General features: G+C 74.3%; 13 protein-coding genes and 1 tRNA gene. 2 read left to right on the forward strand and 12 right to left on the reverse strand.

Annotation, left to right across the window (positions count from 1 at the left end):
- Positions 1-211: 211 nt before the first annotated feature.
- The gene (locus ACYVDA_RS00650; RefSeq protein WP_460813771.1) at positions 212-1,324 is read right to left on the reverse strand and encodes a helix-turn-helix domain-containing protein; all 1,113 of its coding nucleotides are present in this window, start codon (positions 1,322-1,324) and stop codon (positions 212-214) included.
- 107 nt (positions 1,325-1,431) lie between these two features.
- Between ACYVDA_RS00650 and ACYVDA_RS00655 the strand changes: the two genes are divergently transcribed.
- Positions 1,432-2,808 (forward strand): aminotransferase class I/II-fold pyridoxal phosphate-dependent enzyme, encoded by a 1,377-nt coding sequence (locus ACYVDA_RS00655; RefSeq protein WP_460813773.1) that lies wholly within the window; start codon positions 1,432-1,434, stop codon positions 2,806-2,808.
- Positions 2,809-2,824: 16 nt separating this feature from the next.
- Here ACYVDA_RS00655 and ACYVDA_RS00660 read toward each other — a convergent pair whose 3' ends face one another.
- The 7 genes from ACYVDA_RS00660 to ACYVDA_RS00690 form a co-directional block, all read right to left on the reverse strand.
- The gene (locus ACYVDA_RS00660) at positions 2,825-4,576 is read right to left on the reverse strand and encodes a sulfatase family protein (RefSeq protein WP_460813775.1); all 1,752 of its coding nucleotides are present in this window, start codon (positions 4,574-4,576) and stop codon (positions 2,825-2,827) included.
- Positions 4,577-4,808: 232 nt separating this feature from the next.
- Positions 4,809-4,895: transfer RNA gene (locus ACYVDA_RS00665), tRNA-Ser, on the reverse strand.
- 205 nt (positions 4,896-5,100) lie between these two features.
- A complete protein-coding gene (locus ACYVDA_RS00670) occupies positions 5,101-5,733 on the reverse strand; it encodes a LutC/YkgG family protein (RefSeq protein ID WP_460813777.1) in 633 nt (210 codons plus the stop codon).
- Positions 5,726-7,228 (reverse strand): lactate utilization protein B, encoded by a 1,503-nt coding sequence (locus ACYVDA_RS00675; RefSeq protein WP_460813779.1) that lies wholly within the window; start codon positions 7,226-7,228, stop codon positions 5,726-5,728. Before ACYVDA_RS00675 ends, ACYVDA_RS00670 begins: the two co-directional genes overlap by 8 nt.
- Complete coding sequence (locus tag ACYVDA_RS00680; RefSeq protein ID WP_460813781.1) at positions 7,225-7,962, reverse strand: (Fe-S)-binding protein; 738 nt, start codon at positions 7,960-7,962, stop codon at positions 7,225-7,227. Before ACYVDA_RS00680 ends, ACYVDA_RS00675 begins: the two co-directional genes overlap by 4 nt.
- Before the next feature lie 219 nt (positions 7,963-8,181).
- A complete protein-coding gene (gene tadA / locus ACYVDA_RS00685; protein ID WP_460813784.1) occupies positions 8,182-8,652 on the reverse strand; it encodes a tRNA adenosine(34) deaminase TadA in 471 nt (156 codons plus the stop codon).
- A 7-nt stretch (positions 8,653-8,659) separates the two neighbouring features.
- On the reverse strand, positions 8,660-9,184 hold the full coding sequence (locus ACYVDA_RS00690) for a tRNA adenosine deaminase-associated protein (protein ID WP_460813787.1): 525 nt from the start codon (positions 9,182-9,184) through the stop codon (positions 8,660-8,662).
- A 121-nt stretch (positions 9,185-9,305) separates the two neighbouring features.
- Between ACYVDA_RS00690 and upp the strand changes: the two genes are divergently transcribed.
- Positions 9,306-9,947: a uracil phosphoribosyltransferase gene (gene upp, locus ACYVDA_RS00695; RefSeq protein ID WP_460813791.1), complete on the forward strand. Its 642-nt coding sequence runs from the start codon at positions 9,306-9,308 to the stop codon at positions 9,945-9,947.
- 36 nt (positions 9,948-9,983) lie between these two features.
- Here upp and ACYVDA_RS00700 read toward each other — a convergent pair whose 3' ends face one another.
- From ACYVDA_RS00700 to ACYVDA_RS00715, 4 genes are all read right to left on the reverse strand, one after another.
- The gene (locus ACYVDA_RS00700; protein ID WP_460813793.1) at positions 9,984-12,257 is read right to left on the reverse strand and encodes a sensor histidine kinase; all 2,274 of its coding nucleotides are present in this window, start codon (positions 12,255-12,257) and stop codon (positions 9,984-9,986) included.
- Positions 12,258-12,417: 160 nt separating this feature from the next.
- On the reverse strand, positions 12,418-13,815 hold the full coding sequence (locus ACYVDA_RS00705; RefSeq protein ID WP_460813796.1) for an NAD(P)(+) transhydrogenase (Re/Si-specific) subunit beta: 1,398 nt from the start codon (positions 13,813-13,815) through the stop codon (positions 12,418-12,420).
- A complete protein-coding gene (locus ACYVDA_RS00710; RefSeq protein ID WP_460813798.1) occupies positions 13,812-14,144 on the reverse strand; it encodes an NAD(P) transhydrogenase subunit alpha part 2 in 333 nt (110 codons plus the stop codon). Before ACYVDA_RS00710 ends, ACYVDA_RS00705 begins: the two co-directional genes overlap by 4 nt.
- Positions 14,141-15,421, reverse strand: coding sequence for an NAD(P) transhydrogenase subunit alpha (locus tag ACYVDA_RS00715; RefSeq protein ID WP_460813802.1), 1,281 nt, complete (start codon positions 15,419-15,421; stop codon positions 14,141-14,143). The genes ACYVDA_RS00710 and ACYVDA_RS00715 overlap by 4 nt, the downstream gene beginning before the upstream one ends.
- Positions 15,422-15,475: the final 54 nt, after the last annotated feature.

Raw genomic sequence — 15,475 nt, forward strand, 5'->3', positions numbered from 1 at the left:
GGACGACAGCCTGGCACCGGTCCCCGGCCTCCGGAAGTCCCGCTCGAGGCGTACGCCGTGGCCGCGCGACGTCGCAATTGCTGCCATGTGCGGCCACACCCGACATCGAGATGCGGTTAGACCCCCACGATCTTCGTGCGCTCCCCCACCCGATCGTCCGCGCCCCCGCATCCACCTGCCGAGACCGGCGACCGCGCGTCCCGCTCGAGGGTCAGCGCTCCTGGCCCACCACCCAGCGCCGGGCGACCAGCGCGACATGCAGCCGGGAGCGCACCGACCCGTCGCCGAGGTCCACGCCGAGCGCCTCGGCGGCACGGCCGAGCCGGTAGTAGAGCGTCGTGCGGTGCAGGCTCAGCGCCGCCGCCGCGCGCTGGGCGTCCCCCGCGAGGTCGAGGTAGGTCTGGAGCGTCGCGAGCAGCACCGCGCCGGGGTGCCCCGCCCGGCGCGCGGCGTCGCCGTCCTCCTCGAGCGGCGCGAGCGGCTCGCGCCAGGCCGCCAGCCGCGGGGCGTCGGCACCCAGGAGCAGCTGCCACACCCCCAGCCCCTCCCAGGCGACCCGGCCACCCCGGTCCGGCGCCTCGTCGACCAGCCGAGTCTCGAGGCGACCGCACCGGGCCGCGTGGTCGGCCCGGGCCAGGGCCGCGCGCACGCTCGTCGCGTCCAGCGCCACCACCGGGGCCGAGCCGGCGAGGCCCGGCCCGACCCGACCTCCCCGGTCCGACCGGTGCACGACGTCGGGGCGGCCCGTCCGGAGCAGCGCCGCCGAGCGGCCCGGCTCCACCTCGACGCGCGCCGGCGCCCCGGGCAGGCCGGGGTCGAGGTCGGCCATGGCGCCGACGAGCCGCTCGGCCTCCTCCGGCCCGGCGCCCACCAGCTCACCGAGCAGGGCGGCGAGGCGGCCGGAGACCCCGGCGGCTCCCGGGACGCGACGCTCGGCCGGCAGCAGGGCCAGCAGCCGGTCGGCGTACGCCGTGGCGAGGCGGACCTCGTCGTCGGCCAGCGGGCGGTCCGACTCGAGCACCCACAGCAGCGCACGCACGACGCCGCGTCGCCGCACCGGCACGCACAGCCGGGCCGCCATGCCGGCCTCGGGGTGGGCGGGCAGCCGCACCGGGTGCTCGGCGCTGCTCACCCGGTGCAGGTCCTGCCACGCGCGCGCGGCGGGCGGGACCTGGCGGGTGAGGATCGCCTCCACGCGGGCCGGGTCGACGTCGGCGCCCTGCACGCTGTGGCCGATCAGGCGGCCGTCGGGCCCGTCGAGTGAGACCCCGCGGCCCAGGGCTGACGCGAGCCGGTCGAGCTCGTCCTGCAGGTCCCCGTCCACTCCGACAAGTGTAGGAGACGAGGGGGTTCTGGTCGCATCGCCTGACCGATGACGCCGAGGCCGCGGCGCGCCTAGCGTCGGGGCACCCGCCCGCCCCAGGAGGACCCATGACCACCAGCGCCACGCCCACCACGAGGCACCGCCCCGCCCTCGGCGGCCTGGTCGAGCGGCCCTGGCTGCCCGCGGCCGTCGCCGACCGGGTCCGCGAGGTCTCCGCCCCGGCCCGCGACCTCGCGCCGCTGGCGCTGCAGGCCGAGATCGAGCGGCTGACGGCCGAGAACCACCGGATCCACGACGTCACCTGCCTCAACCTCAACCCCGCCACCAACGTGATGAACCCCCGCGCCGAGGCGCTGATGGCGGCCGGCCTGGGCTCGCGCGCCTCGCTGGGCTTCCCCGGCGCGAAGTACGAGACCGGCCTCGAGGCCGTCGAGGCCATCGAGGTGCTGGCGGCGGAGGCGGCCGCCCGCGTCTTCCGGGCGGCGTACGCCGAGGTGCGGGTCGGCTCGGGTGCCCTGGCCAACCTCTACGCGTTCATGGCCACCTGCTCCCCGGGCGACCCGATCATCGCCCCGCCCGCGGCCATCGGCGGCCACGTCACCCACCACCAGGCGGGCGCGGCCGGCCTCTACGGGCTGCGCACCGTGGCCGCGCCGGTCGACGAGGACGGCTACACCGTCGACGTCGACGCGCTGCGGACCCTGGCCCACGAGGTGCGCCCGCGGCTGATCACGATCGGCGGCAGCCTCAACCTCTTCCCCCACCCCGTGCGCGAGATCCGCGAGGTGGCCGACGAGGTCGGCGCCCTGGTCCTCTTCGACGCCGCCCACCAGTGCGGGATCATCGCCGGCGGCGCGTGGCCCGACCCGCTGGAGCAGGGCGCGCACCTGATGACGCTGAGCACCTACAAGAGCCTGGGCGGCCCTCCCGGTGGGCTGATCCTCACCAACGACGCCGACCTCGCCCGGCGGCTCGAGGAGATCGCCTACCCCGGTCTGACGGCCAACTTCGACGCCGGCAAGACCGCCGCGCTGGCCGTCACGCTGGCCGACTGGGAGGCCGCCGGGCCGGCGTACGCCCGGACGATGGTGGAGTGCGCCCAGGCCCTGGTCGTCGCCCTCGGTGACCTCGGCGTCCCCGTCTTCGCCGCCGAGCGCGGCGGCACGACCTCCCACCAGCTGGCGGTCCTGGCCGCGCCGTACGGCGGGGGGCAGACCGCCGCCGCCGCCCTGCGCCGCTCGAACCTCTTGGCCTGCGGGATCGGCCTGCCGGTGGCCCCCGTCGAGGGCGACCTGAACGGCCTGCGGATCGGCACGCCCGAGCTGGCTCGCCTGGGGATGACGGCGCGCGACATGCCCACCCTGGCGTCGTACGTCGCCCGCGCGCTCGCCGACCCCACCGGGGCGTCGGGGTTCGGGGACGAGGTGACGCAGTGGCGCGCGCAGTTCACCGGCGTCCACTTCACCGCCGACCTCCCCGGCTGACGGGCGTCCCGACGGCTCAGGAGGTCGGGGCCGGGTTGCCGAAGTAGCGGTCGGTGGCGGCGACCTCGTGGTCGGTCAGCCGCCGCTCCTGGGCCGGGGTCAGCCGGAGCGACCGCGGGATCGGCGCCCGGCACGCCGCGCCGGCGCAGTCCTGGTAGCGCGCGAGGATCCGGCGCAGCTGCCGCAACCGTCCGGCGTACGCGGGGACGGCGGCGAGGTTGGACAGCTCGAGGGGATCGCGCCGCAGGTCGTAGAGCTCCTCCTCCCCCGTGCTGTACGCCGTGTACTTCCAGCGCCCCAGCCGGACCCCCCGGGTGGTCAGGGGCGAGTGACCGTGGAGGGCCGCCGCGACGTACGCCGGCTGCTCCATGCGGGTCTCGGTGACCACGGCCGTGCGCCAGCCGGCGTCGCCGCGCACGACGAGCCGGGTGAGGTCGCGCCCGTCGGCCCCCCGCATCGTCCGCCCCGCCAGCGAGGCGAAGGTCGGGGCCAGGTCGACCGTGCTCACCGGGTCGTAGCGGCGGCCGTGCGGGATCCCCGGACCCGCGATCAGCAGGGGCACCCGCAGGGACGGCTCGTGCAGGGTCAGCTTGCCCTCGAGCTTGCGGTGCTCCCCGAGGTAGTAGCCGTTGTCGGAGGTGAACACCACGACGGTGTGGCGCAGCGCGCCGGTGCGGCTCATCCGCGCCAGGGTGCGCCCGACCTGCACGTCGAGGGCGAACATCGCCTCGGCCCGCTGCCGGGTGACGGTGCGCTCGCCGACCCGGTCCGCGGCGGTGAGGTCGTGCTGGGCGCGGACCCACGCGGGCTTGTCGCTCACGTCGGCCTCCGGGCTCCCGTGCGCCGGGGTCCCGGCGCCGTGGGTGACGGTGCGGTCGAACCAGCCCTTGACCCAGTTGGGCCGGGCGGGGGTGGGGAACCCCGGGACGTCGTCGGGCTCGTAGGGCTTGCCCATGTGGGGCGCGATCGGCGTCCACCACACGAACCACGGGGCCCCCTTCGCCGCGAAGCGCCCGACCACGCGGCGGGTCTCGCGGCCCATGACGTCGGCGGTGTACTGCCCGGGGAAGCCGACGATCCGGCCGTTGATGTTCTGCACCAGGTTGAAGTAGTTGTAGGTGCTCCCGTGGAAGGGCGCACCCCGGCGCCAGCGGTGGTCCGAGGCGCCCATCCAGGTGGTCCACCCGGGGGGCACGTAGGTCAGGGACGAGCGGGTCGTCCCCGGCACCGGCATCTGGCCGTAGCCGTTGAGGTACTTGCCGATCAGCGCCGTGCGGTAGCCCGCGTGCTGCAGGACGGTCGCGATCGTGTGGTGGTCGTGGAAGGCCTGGAAGCCCCAGGGGTTGCCGGTGCTGTAGACGTGGTGGTTGTGGGTGTACTGCCCGGTGAGGAAGCTGGAGCGGCTCGGGCAGCAGAGCGGGTACGGCGCGAAGGAGTTCTCGAAGGTCAGCCCGCGGTCGGCGATCAGTCGGCGTACGTTCGGCATGAAGCGGAGGTCGTCCCACCGCATGTCGTCGGTCTCGATCACGAAGACGTTGGGGCGGCGCGGGAGCGAGGACCCCACCGAGTGCGGCGCCAGCCGGAAGGACAGCTTCGCCGGCCGTGGCTGGTCGGCCCCCGGGATCGCCTGGGTCGAGGTCGACGCCGCGGACGACACGGCACGGGCCTGGTGGCCCGCCGCGGATCCCCCGCAGCCGGCCGCGACCAGCGAGAGGACGAGGAGCACCACGGCGGCGAGCAGCACGCGGTGACGTGGCAGGTGGGGCAACCGGGGCTCCTCGGCGTGGGACGGCCGCGGTGGCCGGTCTTCGGCAGCGAAGGTAGTCGCGCTGTCCGACGCGAACCTGAACGACGCGCGTCCTCGGGCCGACGTCACACCGGTGGGCCGCCCACCCCCCGACCCCACCCCGAGCCACCTGGGGCCGACGACCGGCCCCGGGAAGCCGGAAGGTCCGGACCCCAGGGGGTCCGGACCTTCGGTGTCTCTTGCGAGAACGCGGCGGTGGCGGAGGGATTTGAACCCTCGGTGGGCTCACACCCACAAACGCTTTCGAGGCGTTCTCCTTAGGCCGCTCGGACACGCCACCGCGGAGCACGCTACCGGACCCGGTCCGTCGGGGTGAAATCAGGCTCCGGCGGCCGGCGCCGACCCCACCCCTGGACCGGGTCGGGTGCACGACGCAGGGTCGACGGGACCTCTTCACGCACGAAACTGCCTCTCTGCACACGTTGCAACGTGTGCAGAGAGGCAGTTTGGGTTCATCACCTGGGGAACCGGGCGGCGGCGATCCCTCAGTCGACGATCACCACGTGCAGGAGGCGGGGACCGTGGACGCCCTCGACCCGGTCGAGCTCGATGTCGCTGGTGGCCGAGGGTCCGCTGATCCAGGTCTGGGGGCGGGCGGGGTCGAGCAGGGCGACGGCGTCGGGCACGTCGGCGACGACCTGGTCGGCCCGGACGACGCACACGTGCCGGTCGGGGACCAGGGTGAGCGCGCGGCGACCCTGGCCGGCGCCGTGGTCGAGCACGATCGTGCCGGTCTCGGCGATCCCCACCCGCGCCTCGGTCACGACCACGTCCACGGCGTCGAGCTCGGCCGGGGTCAGGCCGGTGTCGCGGACCAGCTCGCCGGCCCCCTCGACCGCCCGCTCCACGGCTGCGGTGACGTCGGGGGCCAGCCCCTCGGGCACGAGGACCCGCAGTCCGGCCACGACGGCCGCGACCCGGGAGGCGACCTCGGCGGCCGGGCAGCGCTCGACGACGGCGCGGTAGTCCGCGACCCGCTCGGCGAACAGGTCCACCGAGACCGGGCCCGACGGCTGGAGGGTGGGACGGGCGGGCGACAGCGCGCCCTCCGTCGCGGCCCGCACCCGGGACAGGATCTCGTCGCGGGCCGATCCGGGGCGGGTGGGTGCCTCAGCCATCGGAGCGCCCCCCGTCCGTGCGCTTCCACCAGGCCCGGAACGACTCGGCCGCGGGGACCGGGAGGTCGCGCGCGCCGGTCCAGCCCGCGCCGCCCGGCGGTCGGCTGCTGCGCTTGAGCACGCGCCCCGCCAGGCCCGCCGCGCGCTCGGCCAGGCGCAGCCGGCGCGAGGAACCGAACGCCGCGGCGGTCGCGCGGATGGCGACGGCCTCGGGCTTGGGGATCCGGTCGCCGCGGTGGGCGTCCACGACCTGGGAGCGCAGGTCGACCAGCACCGTGGGGATGTCGATCCGCACCGGGCAGACCTCGAAGCAGGCGCCGCACAGCGAGGAGGCGTACGGCAGGGAGTCGGTCTGCTCGTCGACCCCGACGCCCTTCATCAGGGGGTTGAGGATCGCCCCGATCGGGCCCGGGTAGACCGAGCCGTAGGCGTGGCCGCCGACCCGCTCGTAGACCGGGCACACGTTGAGGCAGGCCGAGCAGCGGATGCAGCGCAGCGCCTGGCGGCCCACCTCGTCGGCCAGCGCCCGCGTCCGGCCGTTGTCGAGCAGCACCACGTGCACCTCCTGCGGCCCGTCGCCGGGCGTGACGCCGGTCCAGGTCGAGGTGTAGGGGTTCATCCGCTCCCCGGTCGAGGACCGCGGCAGCAGGCGCAGGAACACGTCGAGGTCCTGCCAGGTCGGCACCACCTTCTCGATGCCCACGACCGAGACCAGCACCTCGGGCAGGGTCAGGCACATCCGGCCGTTGCCCTCGGACTCCACCACGACCAGCGACCCGGTCTCGGCAACCGCGAAGTTGGCCCCGGAGACGCCGACCTTGGCCCGCAGGAACTTTTCGCGCAGGTGGTCGCGCGCGGCCGCCGCCAGCTCGGCGGGGGCGTCGGTGAGGTCGGCCGGGGCCGCCTTGCCCGCCGCGGCCATGTGGTCGAGGAAGATCTGGCGGATCTCGGCGCGGTTGCGGTGGATGGCCGGGACCAGGATGTGGCTGGGCAGGTCGTCGCCCAGCTGCACGATGAGCTCGGCCAGGTCGGTCTCCCAGGCCGCGATCCCCTCGGCCGCGAGCGCCTCGTTGAGCTCGATCTCGGCGGTCGCCATCGACTTCACCTTCACGACCTCGTCGACGCCGTGGTCGCGGGCCACCGACGCCACGATCGCGCACGCCTCGGCCGCGTCGCGGGCCCAGTGCACGATCGCCCCGGCGGCGGTCAGCGAGTGCTCCAGGCGCAGCAGGTGGGTCTCGAGGTCGGCCAGGGTCTGGTCCTTGATCGCCGCCCCGGCCAGGCGCAGCTCCTCCCAGTCCTCCACCTCCGCCACGACCTTCGCGCGCTTGTCGCGGATCGTGCCGGTGGCGTGGGCCAGGTTGTGCCGCAGCTGGGTGTCCTCCAACGCGGCCCGGGCCGCGGTGGGGAAGGCCGGCATGCCGACGAAGGTCGCGCTCGAGGCCGTGTGGACCCGGCCGCTGGGGGTGGTGGCGGTGCTGGTGGTGGTGGTCATGCGATCCCCTCGGTGGCGGCCAGGACCTCGGCCAGGTGCATCGTGCGTACGCCGGAGCGCTGGCGGGTCAGCATCCCGCCCAGGTGCATCAGGCAGGAGGAGTCACCGGCCACCAGGACCTCGGCCCCGGTCTCGCGCACGTGGCGCACCTTGTCCGAGCCCATCGCGACGGAGGTGTCGGCGTTCTTGACCGCGAAGGTCCCGCCGAAGCCGCAGCACTGGTCCGCCGCGGGCAGCTCGCGCAGGTCGAGCCCGCGCACCTCGCGCAGCAGCCGGGTCGGCCGGTCGGCCACCCCGAGCATCCGCAGCGAGTGGCAGGTGGGGTGGTAGGTCACCGCGTGGGGGAACGACGCCCCCACGTCGGTCACCCCGAGCACGTCGACCAGGAACTCCGACAGCTCGAACACCTTCGGGCTCACCCGGGCCGAGGCCGCGGCCAGGCCGGCGTCGCCGGAGCGGGCGGCGACCAGCCGGTGCTGGTGGCGGGCCGCGCCGGCGCACGAGCCCGACGGCGTGACGACCGCGTCGTAGCCCTCGAAGGCGTCGACGAACGCCCGCAGGGCCGGCACCGCCTCGTCGAGGTAGCCGGTGTTGACCATCGGCTGGCCGCAGCAGGTCTGCTGCTCGGGGAACTCCACGTCCACGCCCAGGCGGCGCAGCAGCGTGACGACCGCGCGCCCGGCGTCGGGGAACAGTGCGTCGTTGAGGCACGTGACCTGCAGGGCCACCTTCACGGACGGGATCCTCTCCTCGGGGCGGCGCGGCCGAGCGTGCCGCTCTGCGCGACGCTACCGCGCGCTCCCGTGACCCACGCCACGCGCCGCCCACCCGCAGACGCCGAGGAGGCCCATCTGCACGCCGAGGGGGCTCATCTGGTTGCCGAGGGGGCCCATCTGGTCGCCGAGGAGGCTCGACGGGCGCTCGAGGGGGCTGATCTGGTGGCCGAGGGCAGGTCAGTCGGTGCTGCGGCGGGTGCTGAAGAAGGCGTCCAGCAGGGCGGTGGACTCCTCCGCGCGGACGCCGGCGACGACCTCGGGCCGGTGGTTCAGACGGCGGTCGCGCACGACGTCCCAGAGCGAGCCCACGGCGCCGGCACGGTCGTCGTACGCCCCGAAGACCAGGCGGTCGACCCGCGACAGGCCCACCGCCCCGGCGCACATCGTGCAGGGCTCGAGGGTGACCACCAGGGTGCAGCCGACCAGGCGCCACTCCCCGCGGGCCCGGGCGGCCGCGCGCAGGGCGACCACCTCGGCGTGGCCGGCGGGGTCGTGGTCGCGCTCGCGGGTGTTGCGCCCGCGGCCGACCACCGTGCCGTCGGCGTCGACCACGACGGCGCCGACCGGCACCTCGCCCTCGGCGGCGGCCTCGCGAGCCAGGTCCAGCGCCAGCTCCATCGCGGGCTCCCAGCGGCTCACCGGCCCCATCGCGACCTCACTGCTCGAGACCGGCGACCTCGTCGAAGGCCTCGCCGAACCCCAGCGCCTCGGCGAGGTCCGAGAGCACCTCCTCGGGGAACAGCTCGTCGTCCTCGAGCAGCTCCTCCAGCAGGTCCGGGCCCACGTCGAGGTCGACCAGGAGGTCGAGGTCGCCGACGGACTCCAGGCCCTCGAGGTCCGCGACCCGTACGCCGAGGTGGTCCACCGCGTCCTGGGCCAGCGTCCAGTCCGCCGCCGCGTCGACGTCGGAGAGCAGCAGCCGCACACGCGGGCCCTGCACCCGCACGACCAGGGCGAAGTCCTCACCGACCGAGAGCAGCCCGAGCGCCCCGACCGAGTCGGGGACGTCCTCGCCGGCACGCCGGCGCAGCTCGGTCACGACGTCGTCCAGCGACTCCAGGACCCGGTCGGGCAGCTCCTCGACCTGCCACCGCCCCTGGGAGCGGTACGCCGCCACCGCGACGTCGACCTCCTCGACCTCGTCCCCTGGGTCGGTCCCGACCTGCTCCGGCGCCACCACGCCACCACCCTCGTCCTGCTCGCACGCGCCGGTTCGCTCCCCGACGAGTCCGCCGGACCCACGATGGTGGCAGACCGGAGCGAGGAGGACCACCGGGCCCGGCGGCACTACGGTGTACGCCATGCGCCTGCACGTCGTCGACCACCCGCTCGTGTCCCACAAGCTGACCACGCTGCGGGACCGCGACACCGCCTCGCCGGAGTTCCGTCGGCTGACCGAGGAGCTGGTCACCCTGCTGGCCTACGAGGCCACCCGCGACGTGCGCGTCGAGCCCTCCGAGATCTCGACCCCGGTCGCGACCACGACCGGGGTCAACCTGAGCCGTCCCCGCCCGCTGGTCGTCCCGATCCTGCGCGCCGGCCTGGGCATGCTCGAGGGGATGATGCGCCTGATGCCGACCGCCGAGGTCGGCTTCCTCGGGATGGTGCGCAACGAGGAGACGCTCGAGGCCTCGACGTACGCCGAGCGACTGCCGGCCGACCTGTCGGGCCGCCAGTGCTACGTCCTCGACCCGATGCTGGCCACGGGAGGCACCCTGGCCGCGGCGATCCGCTTCCTCACCGACCGGGGAGCCGACCACATCACCTGCATCACCCTGCTCGTGGCGCCCGAGGGCGTGGCCAAGCTCGAGGCCGGCCTGGTCGGCATCGAGGTCCCGATCACCGTGGTGACGGCCGCGCAGGACGAGAAGCTCGACGAACGCGGCTACATCGTGCCCGGCCTGGGCGACGCCGGCGACCGCCTCTACGGCCTGGCCCAGTAGGCCCGCCCCGGGGTGACCGCGGCGGTCACCCAGGGGCTAGCCGGCCGCCTCGGTGACGCCGCGCAAGGGCGTGACCGGGGCCAGTGGACCGTCCTCGTCGCCCTGCTCGACGGCGTCGTCGGCTCCCGCGAGCGCGGGGCCGGACCGGTCCAGGTGTGACTCCTGGTGCTCGAGGACGGAGGAGACCTCCGCGGCCGCGGCGTCGTCGGACAGGTCGGCCGGGTCGTGTAGGGCGCCGAGGTCCGCCAGCGACCGGGCGCGAGGCAGCAGGACGGTCACCGTCGTGCCGCGGTCCAGGGTCGAGTCGATGCTGACCTCACCCCCGTGCAGCGACACGATCGCCCGGATGATGGTGAGCCCGAGACCCGTGCCCTGCGACTCGTCCGCGGTGGCCTGACGCGTCTTGGCGAAGCGCTCGAAGACCTCCTGGGTCTCCCCGGGGGAGATCCCGACGCCGGTGTCGCGCACCACCAGCTCCGACCCGCCCGGGAAGCTGCGCACGACCACCTCGATCGCGCCGCCGTCGGGGGTGAACTTGACGGCGTTGGAGAGCAGCCCGCGCACCATCCGCTCGAGGTGCTTGGGGTCGCCGTACTGCTGCGCCGGCTCGCCGGGCAGGTCCAGCGCGAGCGCCAGACGTCGGCCGGCCAGGGTCGGGGTGAGCGAGCGGCGCGCCCGCTCGACGACCTGGCGCAGGTCGAGCGGCTCGGGCTCGATGGTCAGGCGCGAGGACTCGACCTCGGAGAGGGTCAGCAGGTCCTCGACCAGGTTGAGCAGGCGACGGCCGTTGCGGTCGATCTTGCCCACGACGGAGAGCTGCTCGCCGCTCAGGTCGCCGACCATCCCGTCCTCGAGCACCTCGGTGTAGCCCACGATGCTGGTGATCGGGGTGCGCAGCTCGTGGCTCACCGTGGCCACGAAGTTGCCCTTGATCCGCTCCAGCTCGGTGACCCGCTCCCGGGCCTCGCGCTCGTGGGCCAGGGACATCTCGAGCGACTCCCGGGCGGCCTCGCGCTCGGTGACGTCCTCGGCGGTGGCCAGGAAGCCCGACGGCTCGCCGCGTTCGTCCAGCACCGGCGACAGCGTCATCCGCAGCGTGCGCTCCTCGCCGTCGTGGTGGCGGAAGCGCCACAGCCGGCGGTCGTCGCCCTGCTCGGTGGAGGCCCGGCAGATGTCGGCGAAGTTGGGCAGCGACCGCAGCGCCGCGGCCTGGCGACGCAGCTCGTCCTCGTCGTGGAGCGCGTCGGGCAGCTCGCCGAGGACCTCCTCGGCGCGGTAGCCGAGCATCTCCTCCGCCCCCGGGTTGAACAGCACGATCCGGCCGTCACGACCCGTGGCCATGATGGCCGTGCCGCGGGCGGAGGCCACCAGGCGCTCGAGCGTCTCCCGCTCGGAGTCGGCGCGCACCGCCGCCATCCGCTGCTGGGTGACCAGCACCGAGAGCGGGAGCAGGATCAGGCCGCAGTCGAGCAGGAAGAGCTGGAGCACGCCGCTGGCCAGCTCCGAGGGGATGCCGTAGAGCTGACCGAGCCGGTGGATCGGGCCGATGCCGGCCATGGTCAGACCGGTGCCGATGGCGCCGACGGCCGTCAGCAGCACGGTCGACTCGCGCAGGGTCCCGCGGTAGGCGTGCCAGGCGAACATCGGCATGATCGCGAAGATGATCGGCGGCGACCCGCCGATGACGAACAGCACGACCGTGACGCCGAGGGTGATCACGGTCTGGACGAGCCGCTCGCGCTGGCCGGCTAGCGGCTCGAACCCGAGGGTCTCCATGAACAGCGGCAGCAGCACCATCAGGGAGGCGGCGTGACCGCCGAACGCGCCGAGCGCACCCAGCACCGGGTCCCCGGCCCCGACCCACCAGTCCACGAGTCCGTAGCCGGCGCCCGCCAGCAGCGAGCCGGTGGCGATGGCGCCGATCATGCGCGAGACGTCGCCCTGGTCGAGCAGCGCGGCGCGACGTCCGTCCAGACCGCTCACCAGCCGACGGCGTACGACGAGGCAGGCCGCGACCGTGCTGACCGCGAAGCCGGCCGCCATCCGGAGGTCGTAGCCGTGGGCCAGGTGGGCGAGGAGGACCAGCAGCACCGACACGGCCGCGGTCCACCGACGTCGCCCGACCGAGGAGGTGAGGAACAGCCCGGCCATCAGCCCGGCCGCTGGCCACATCAGCGGGACCCGGCTGTCCGCGGGCACGACGGAGACGGCCAGCCACGACGTGGCGAGGATCCCGGTGAGCAGCGCGGCGACCCGCAGCAGACGCGCGGCGGCGCGGTCTCGAGGGGCCGGCCCGGGAAGCTCGGCCACGCTCGACGACGTCCTCGGACCCACGGCCCCCTCGATCACATTCCGACAAATCGCACGATTGACTCATGCAAGTATGTGGTCGTCGCGGGGGGACCGCTCGCTTTTCAACAACTTGTGACCGGCCCGGGATCGCCGTCCGGTCGAGGTCGACCCGGCTCGGTCAGAGGGCCTTGACGGCGTTGAGCAGCTTGGCCATGGAGTCCTTGGCGTCGCCGAAGAGCAGCGTGGTGTTGTCCTCGAAGAGCAGCTCGTTCTCGATCCCGGCGAAACCGGGGCGCATCGAGCGCTTCATGAACACGACCTGCCGGGCCTCGTCGGCGTTGAGGATGGGCATGCCGTAGATCGGGGCGCCCGGGGTGGTCTTGGCCGCCGGGTTGACCACGTCGTTGGCGCCGACGACCAGCACGATGTCGGCGTCCTTGAACTCGCCGTTGATCTCGTCCATCTCCTTGAGCTGCTCGTAGGGCACCTGGGCCTCGGCGAGCAGCACGTTCATGTGGCCGGGCATCCGGCCCGCGACCGGGTGGATGGCGTAGTCGACGGTCGCCCCGCGCTCGCCGAGCACGTCGACGAGCTCACGCAGGGTGTGCTGGGCCTGCGCCACGGCCAGGCCGTAGCCCGGGACGATGATGACCCGGTCGGCGTACCCCAGCATGATCGCGACGTCCTCGGGCCCGGCCGACTTCACCGGGCGGTCCGAGGCGACGCCCGCACCCAGGGTGGACCCGCCCTTGAGCGCCCCGAAGAGGATGTTGGCCACCGAGCGGCCCATCGCCTTGGCCATCAGCATGGTCAGGAAGGTGCCGGAGGCGCCGACCAGGGTGCCCGCGACCAGCAGCACGACGTTGTCGAGCACGTAGCCGCCGGCCGCCACGGTGAGGCCGGTGAACGCGTTGAGCAGCGAGATCACGATCGGGACGTCCGCCCCGCCCACCGGCAGCACGAGCAGCAGCCCGAAGAGCACGCCGACCAGGGCCAGGACGATCCCGACCCACATCGCCGGGGAGGTGACCAGCAGGACGGAGAGCCCGACGCCCGCGACCAGGGCGCCCGCGAAGGCGACGGCCAGACCCGGGAAGACCACCGGGGCCGAGGTCATCAGCTCCTGGAGCTTGGCGAAGGTGACCACGGAGCCGGCGAAGGACACCGCGCCGACGAAGATCGTGAACGCGGTGGCGACCAGGACGAACCAGCCCACCGCGTCGCGGGAGGCCGCGGAGCCGGCGATCTCGTCGAGCTCCAGGAGCGCGACCAGGGCCGCGGCGCCGCCGCCGACGCCGTTGAACAGCGCCACCATCTGCGGCATCTGGGTCATCTGGACGCGACGGGCGCCCAGGACGCCCCCGACCGAGCCGACCACGATCGCGCCCAGGATGAGCGGCACGTGGTGCAGGTCGCGGTAGAAAAACGGAACCGCGCAGGCCACGACCGCGGCCACGGCGCCGATCGCGTTGCCGCGGCGCGCGGTCCGCGGACCGGAGAGGCCCTTGAGGGCGAGGATGAAGCAGACGGCGCAGAGCAGGTAGACCAGGCGCACCCAGGTCGGGTCGGCGGTCACCGGGTACCCGCCCCGGTGGAGGCGGCCGGGTCGGCCGGGGCCGCGGGCTTCTTGCGGCGCGTGAACATCTGCAGCATCCGGTCGGTCACCACGAAGCCGCCGACCATGTTGACCGAGGCCAGCACGATGGCCAGTAGCCCGACCACCAGGGCGACGGTGCTCTCGGTGGTGCCGGTGACGAGGATCGCCCCGAGCAGGATGATCCCGTGGATCGCGTTGGCCCCCGACATGAGCGGGGTGTGCAGGGTCGAGGAGACCTTCGCGATCACCTCGATGCCGACGAAGACGCTCAGCACGAAGATGGTGAGCCAGGTGATGGAGTCGTTCACCGGTGGTCCTCTCCCTGGTCGTAGGTCTGGTCCTGCGTCTGGTCGAAGGGCTGGTCGCCCAGCTGGTCGGGGCCCTCGTCGGGGGGCAGCTCGAGCGGCGCGGTCGCCGGGGGCACGTCGTCGGGCCCGGGCACCGCGTGGGCACCCGCGATGTCGCCCTCGATCGCGAGCCGCGTCGGCTCGTGGGTGATCCGGCCGTCGTGGGTGACGCAGGACCCCGCGACCACCTCGTCGTGGAAGTCGGGGGCGAAGGCGCCCTCGTGGGTCATCAGGGCGAGCAGGTTGACCACGTTCTGGGCGTAGAGGCGCGAGGCCGGACCCGGCATCTGGGAGGGGACGTTGTCGCCGCCCCAGACCTGGGCGTGCCCGATCCGCACGACGCGCCCGGGCTCGGACCCCTCGACGTTGCCGCCGGACTCCGCGGCCAGGTCGACCACCACCGAGCCCGACCGCATCTGCTCGACCATCGCGCGGGTGACCAGGCGCGGGGCGGCCCGGCCGGGGATGGCGGCGGTGGTGATCAGGGCGTCGGCGTCGGCGACGTACGGCGCCAGGAGCTCGCGCTGCCGGGCCGCCCGCTCCTCGCTGGCCTCGCGGGCGTAGCCGCCGGTGCCCTCGAGGCTCTCCAGGTCCAGGTCGATCGACTTGGCGCCCACCGAGCGGATCTCCTCCGCGGCGGCCGCCCGCACGTCGTAGGCGCGCACCACGGCGCCGAGCCGCTTGGAGGTCGCGATCGCCTGGAGACCGGCGACGCCGGCCCCCAGCACGACGACCTGGGCCGGTTGGACGGTGCCGGCCGCGGTCATGTTGAGCGGGAAGAAGCGGCGCAGCAGGCCCGCGGCCACGATCGCGCTGCGGTAGCCGGCGACCAGGGCCTGGGAGGACAGCGCGTCCATCGACTGGGCGCGCGAGATCCGGGGCACCAGCTCCATCGCGAAGGCGGTGATGCGCATGTCGCGCAGCTCGGCCACCAGGTCGTGCGAGGAGCCGACCGGCAGGAAGGAGATCGTCGCGCACCCGTCGCGCAGGTAGCGGGCACGGTAGGACGGCAGCGGGTTGACGCTCAACGCCACGTCGGCGCGCGGCAGCAGCTCGGAGTCGGCGGCCAGGATCGCGCCGGCCTCGGCGTACGCCGCGTCGTCGTGCTCGGCGCGCTCCCCCGCTCCCGGCTCGACCAGGACCTCGTGGCCCTGCTCGGTCAGGCGGCCGACGAGCTCGGGCACCAGCGCGACCCTGTTCTCACCCTCGCGGGTCTCTCGGACGACTGCGATCTTCACGCCGCCGACCCTAGGGGACGGAGCCGACACCTCCGGGCATTGAGACGTGGGTCT

Source organism: Nocardioides korecus, from assembly GCF_054778395.1.

Bases quoted from the DNA above. Each gene is read 5' to 3' on its own strand.
- ACYVDA_RS00655 (WP_460813773.1), top strand. From the start codon at position 1,432: ATGACCACCAGCGCCACGCCCACCACGAGGCACCGCCCCGCCCTCGGC.
- ACYVDA_RS00670 (WP_460813777.1), bottom strand. From the start codon at position 5,733: ATGGCTGAGGCACCCACCCGCCCCGGATCGGCCCGCGACGAGATCCTG.
- ACYVDA_RS00675 (WP_460813779.1), bottom strand. From the start codon at position 7,228: ATGACCACCACCACCAGCACCGCCACCACCCCCAGCGGCCGGGTCCAC.
- tadA (WP_460813784.1), bottom strand. From the start codon at position 8,652: ATGGGGCCGGTGAGCCGCTGGGAGCCCGCGATGGAGCTGGCGCTGGAC.
- upp (WP_460813791.1), top strand. From the start codon at position 9,306: ATGCGCCTGCACGTCGTCGACCACCCGCTCGTGTCCCACAAGCTGACC.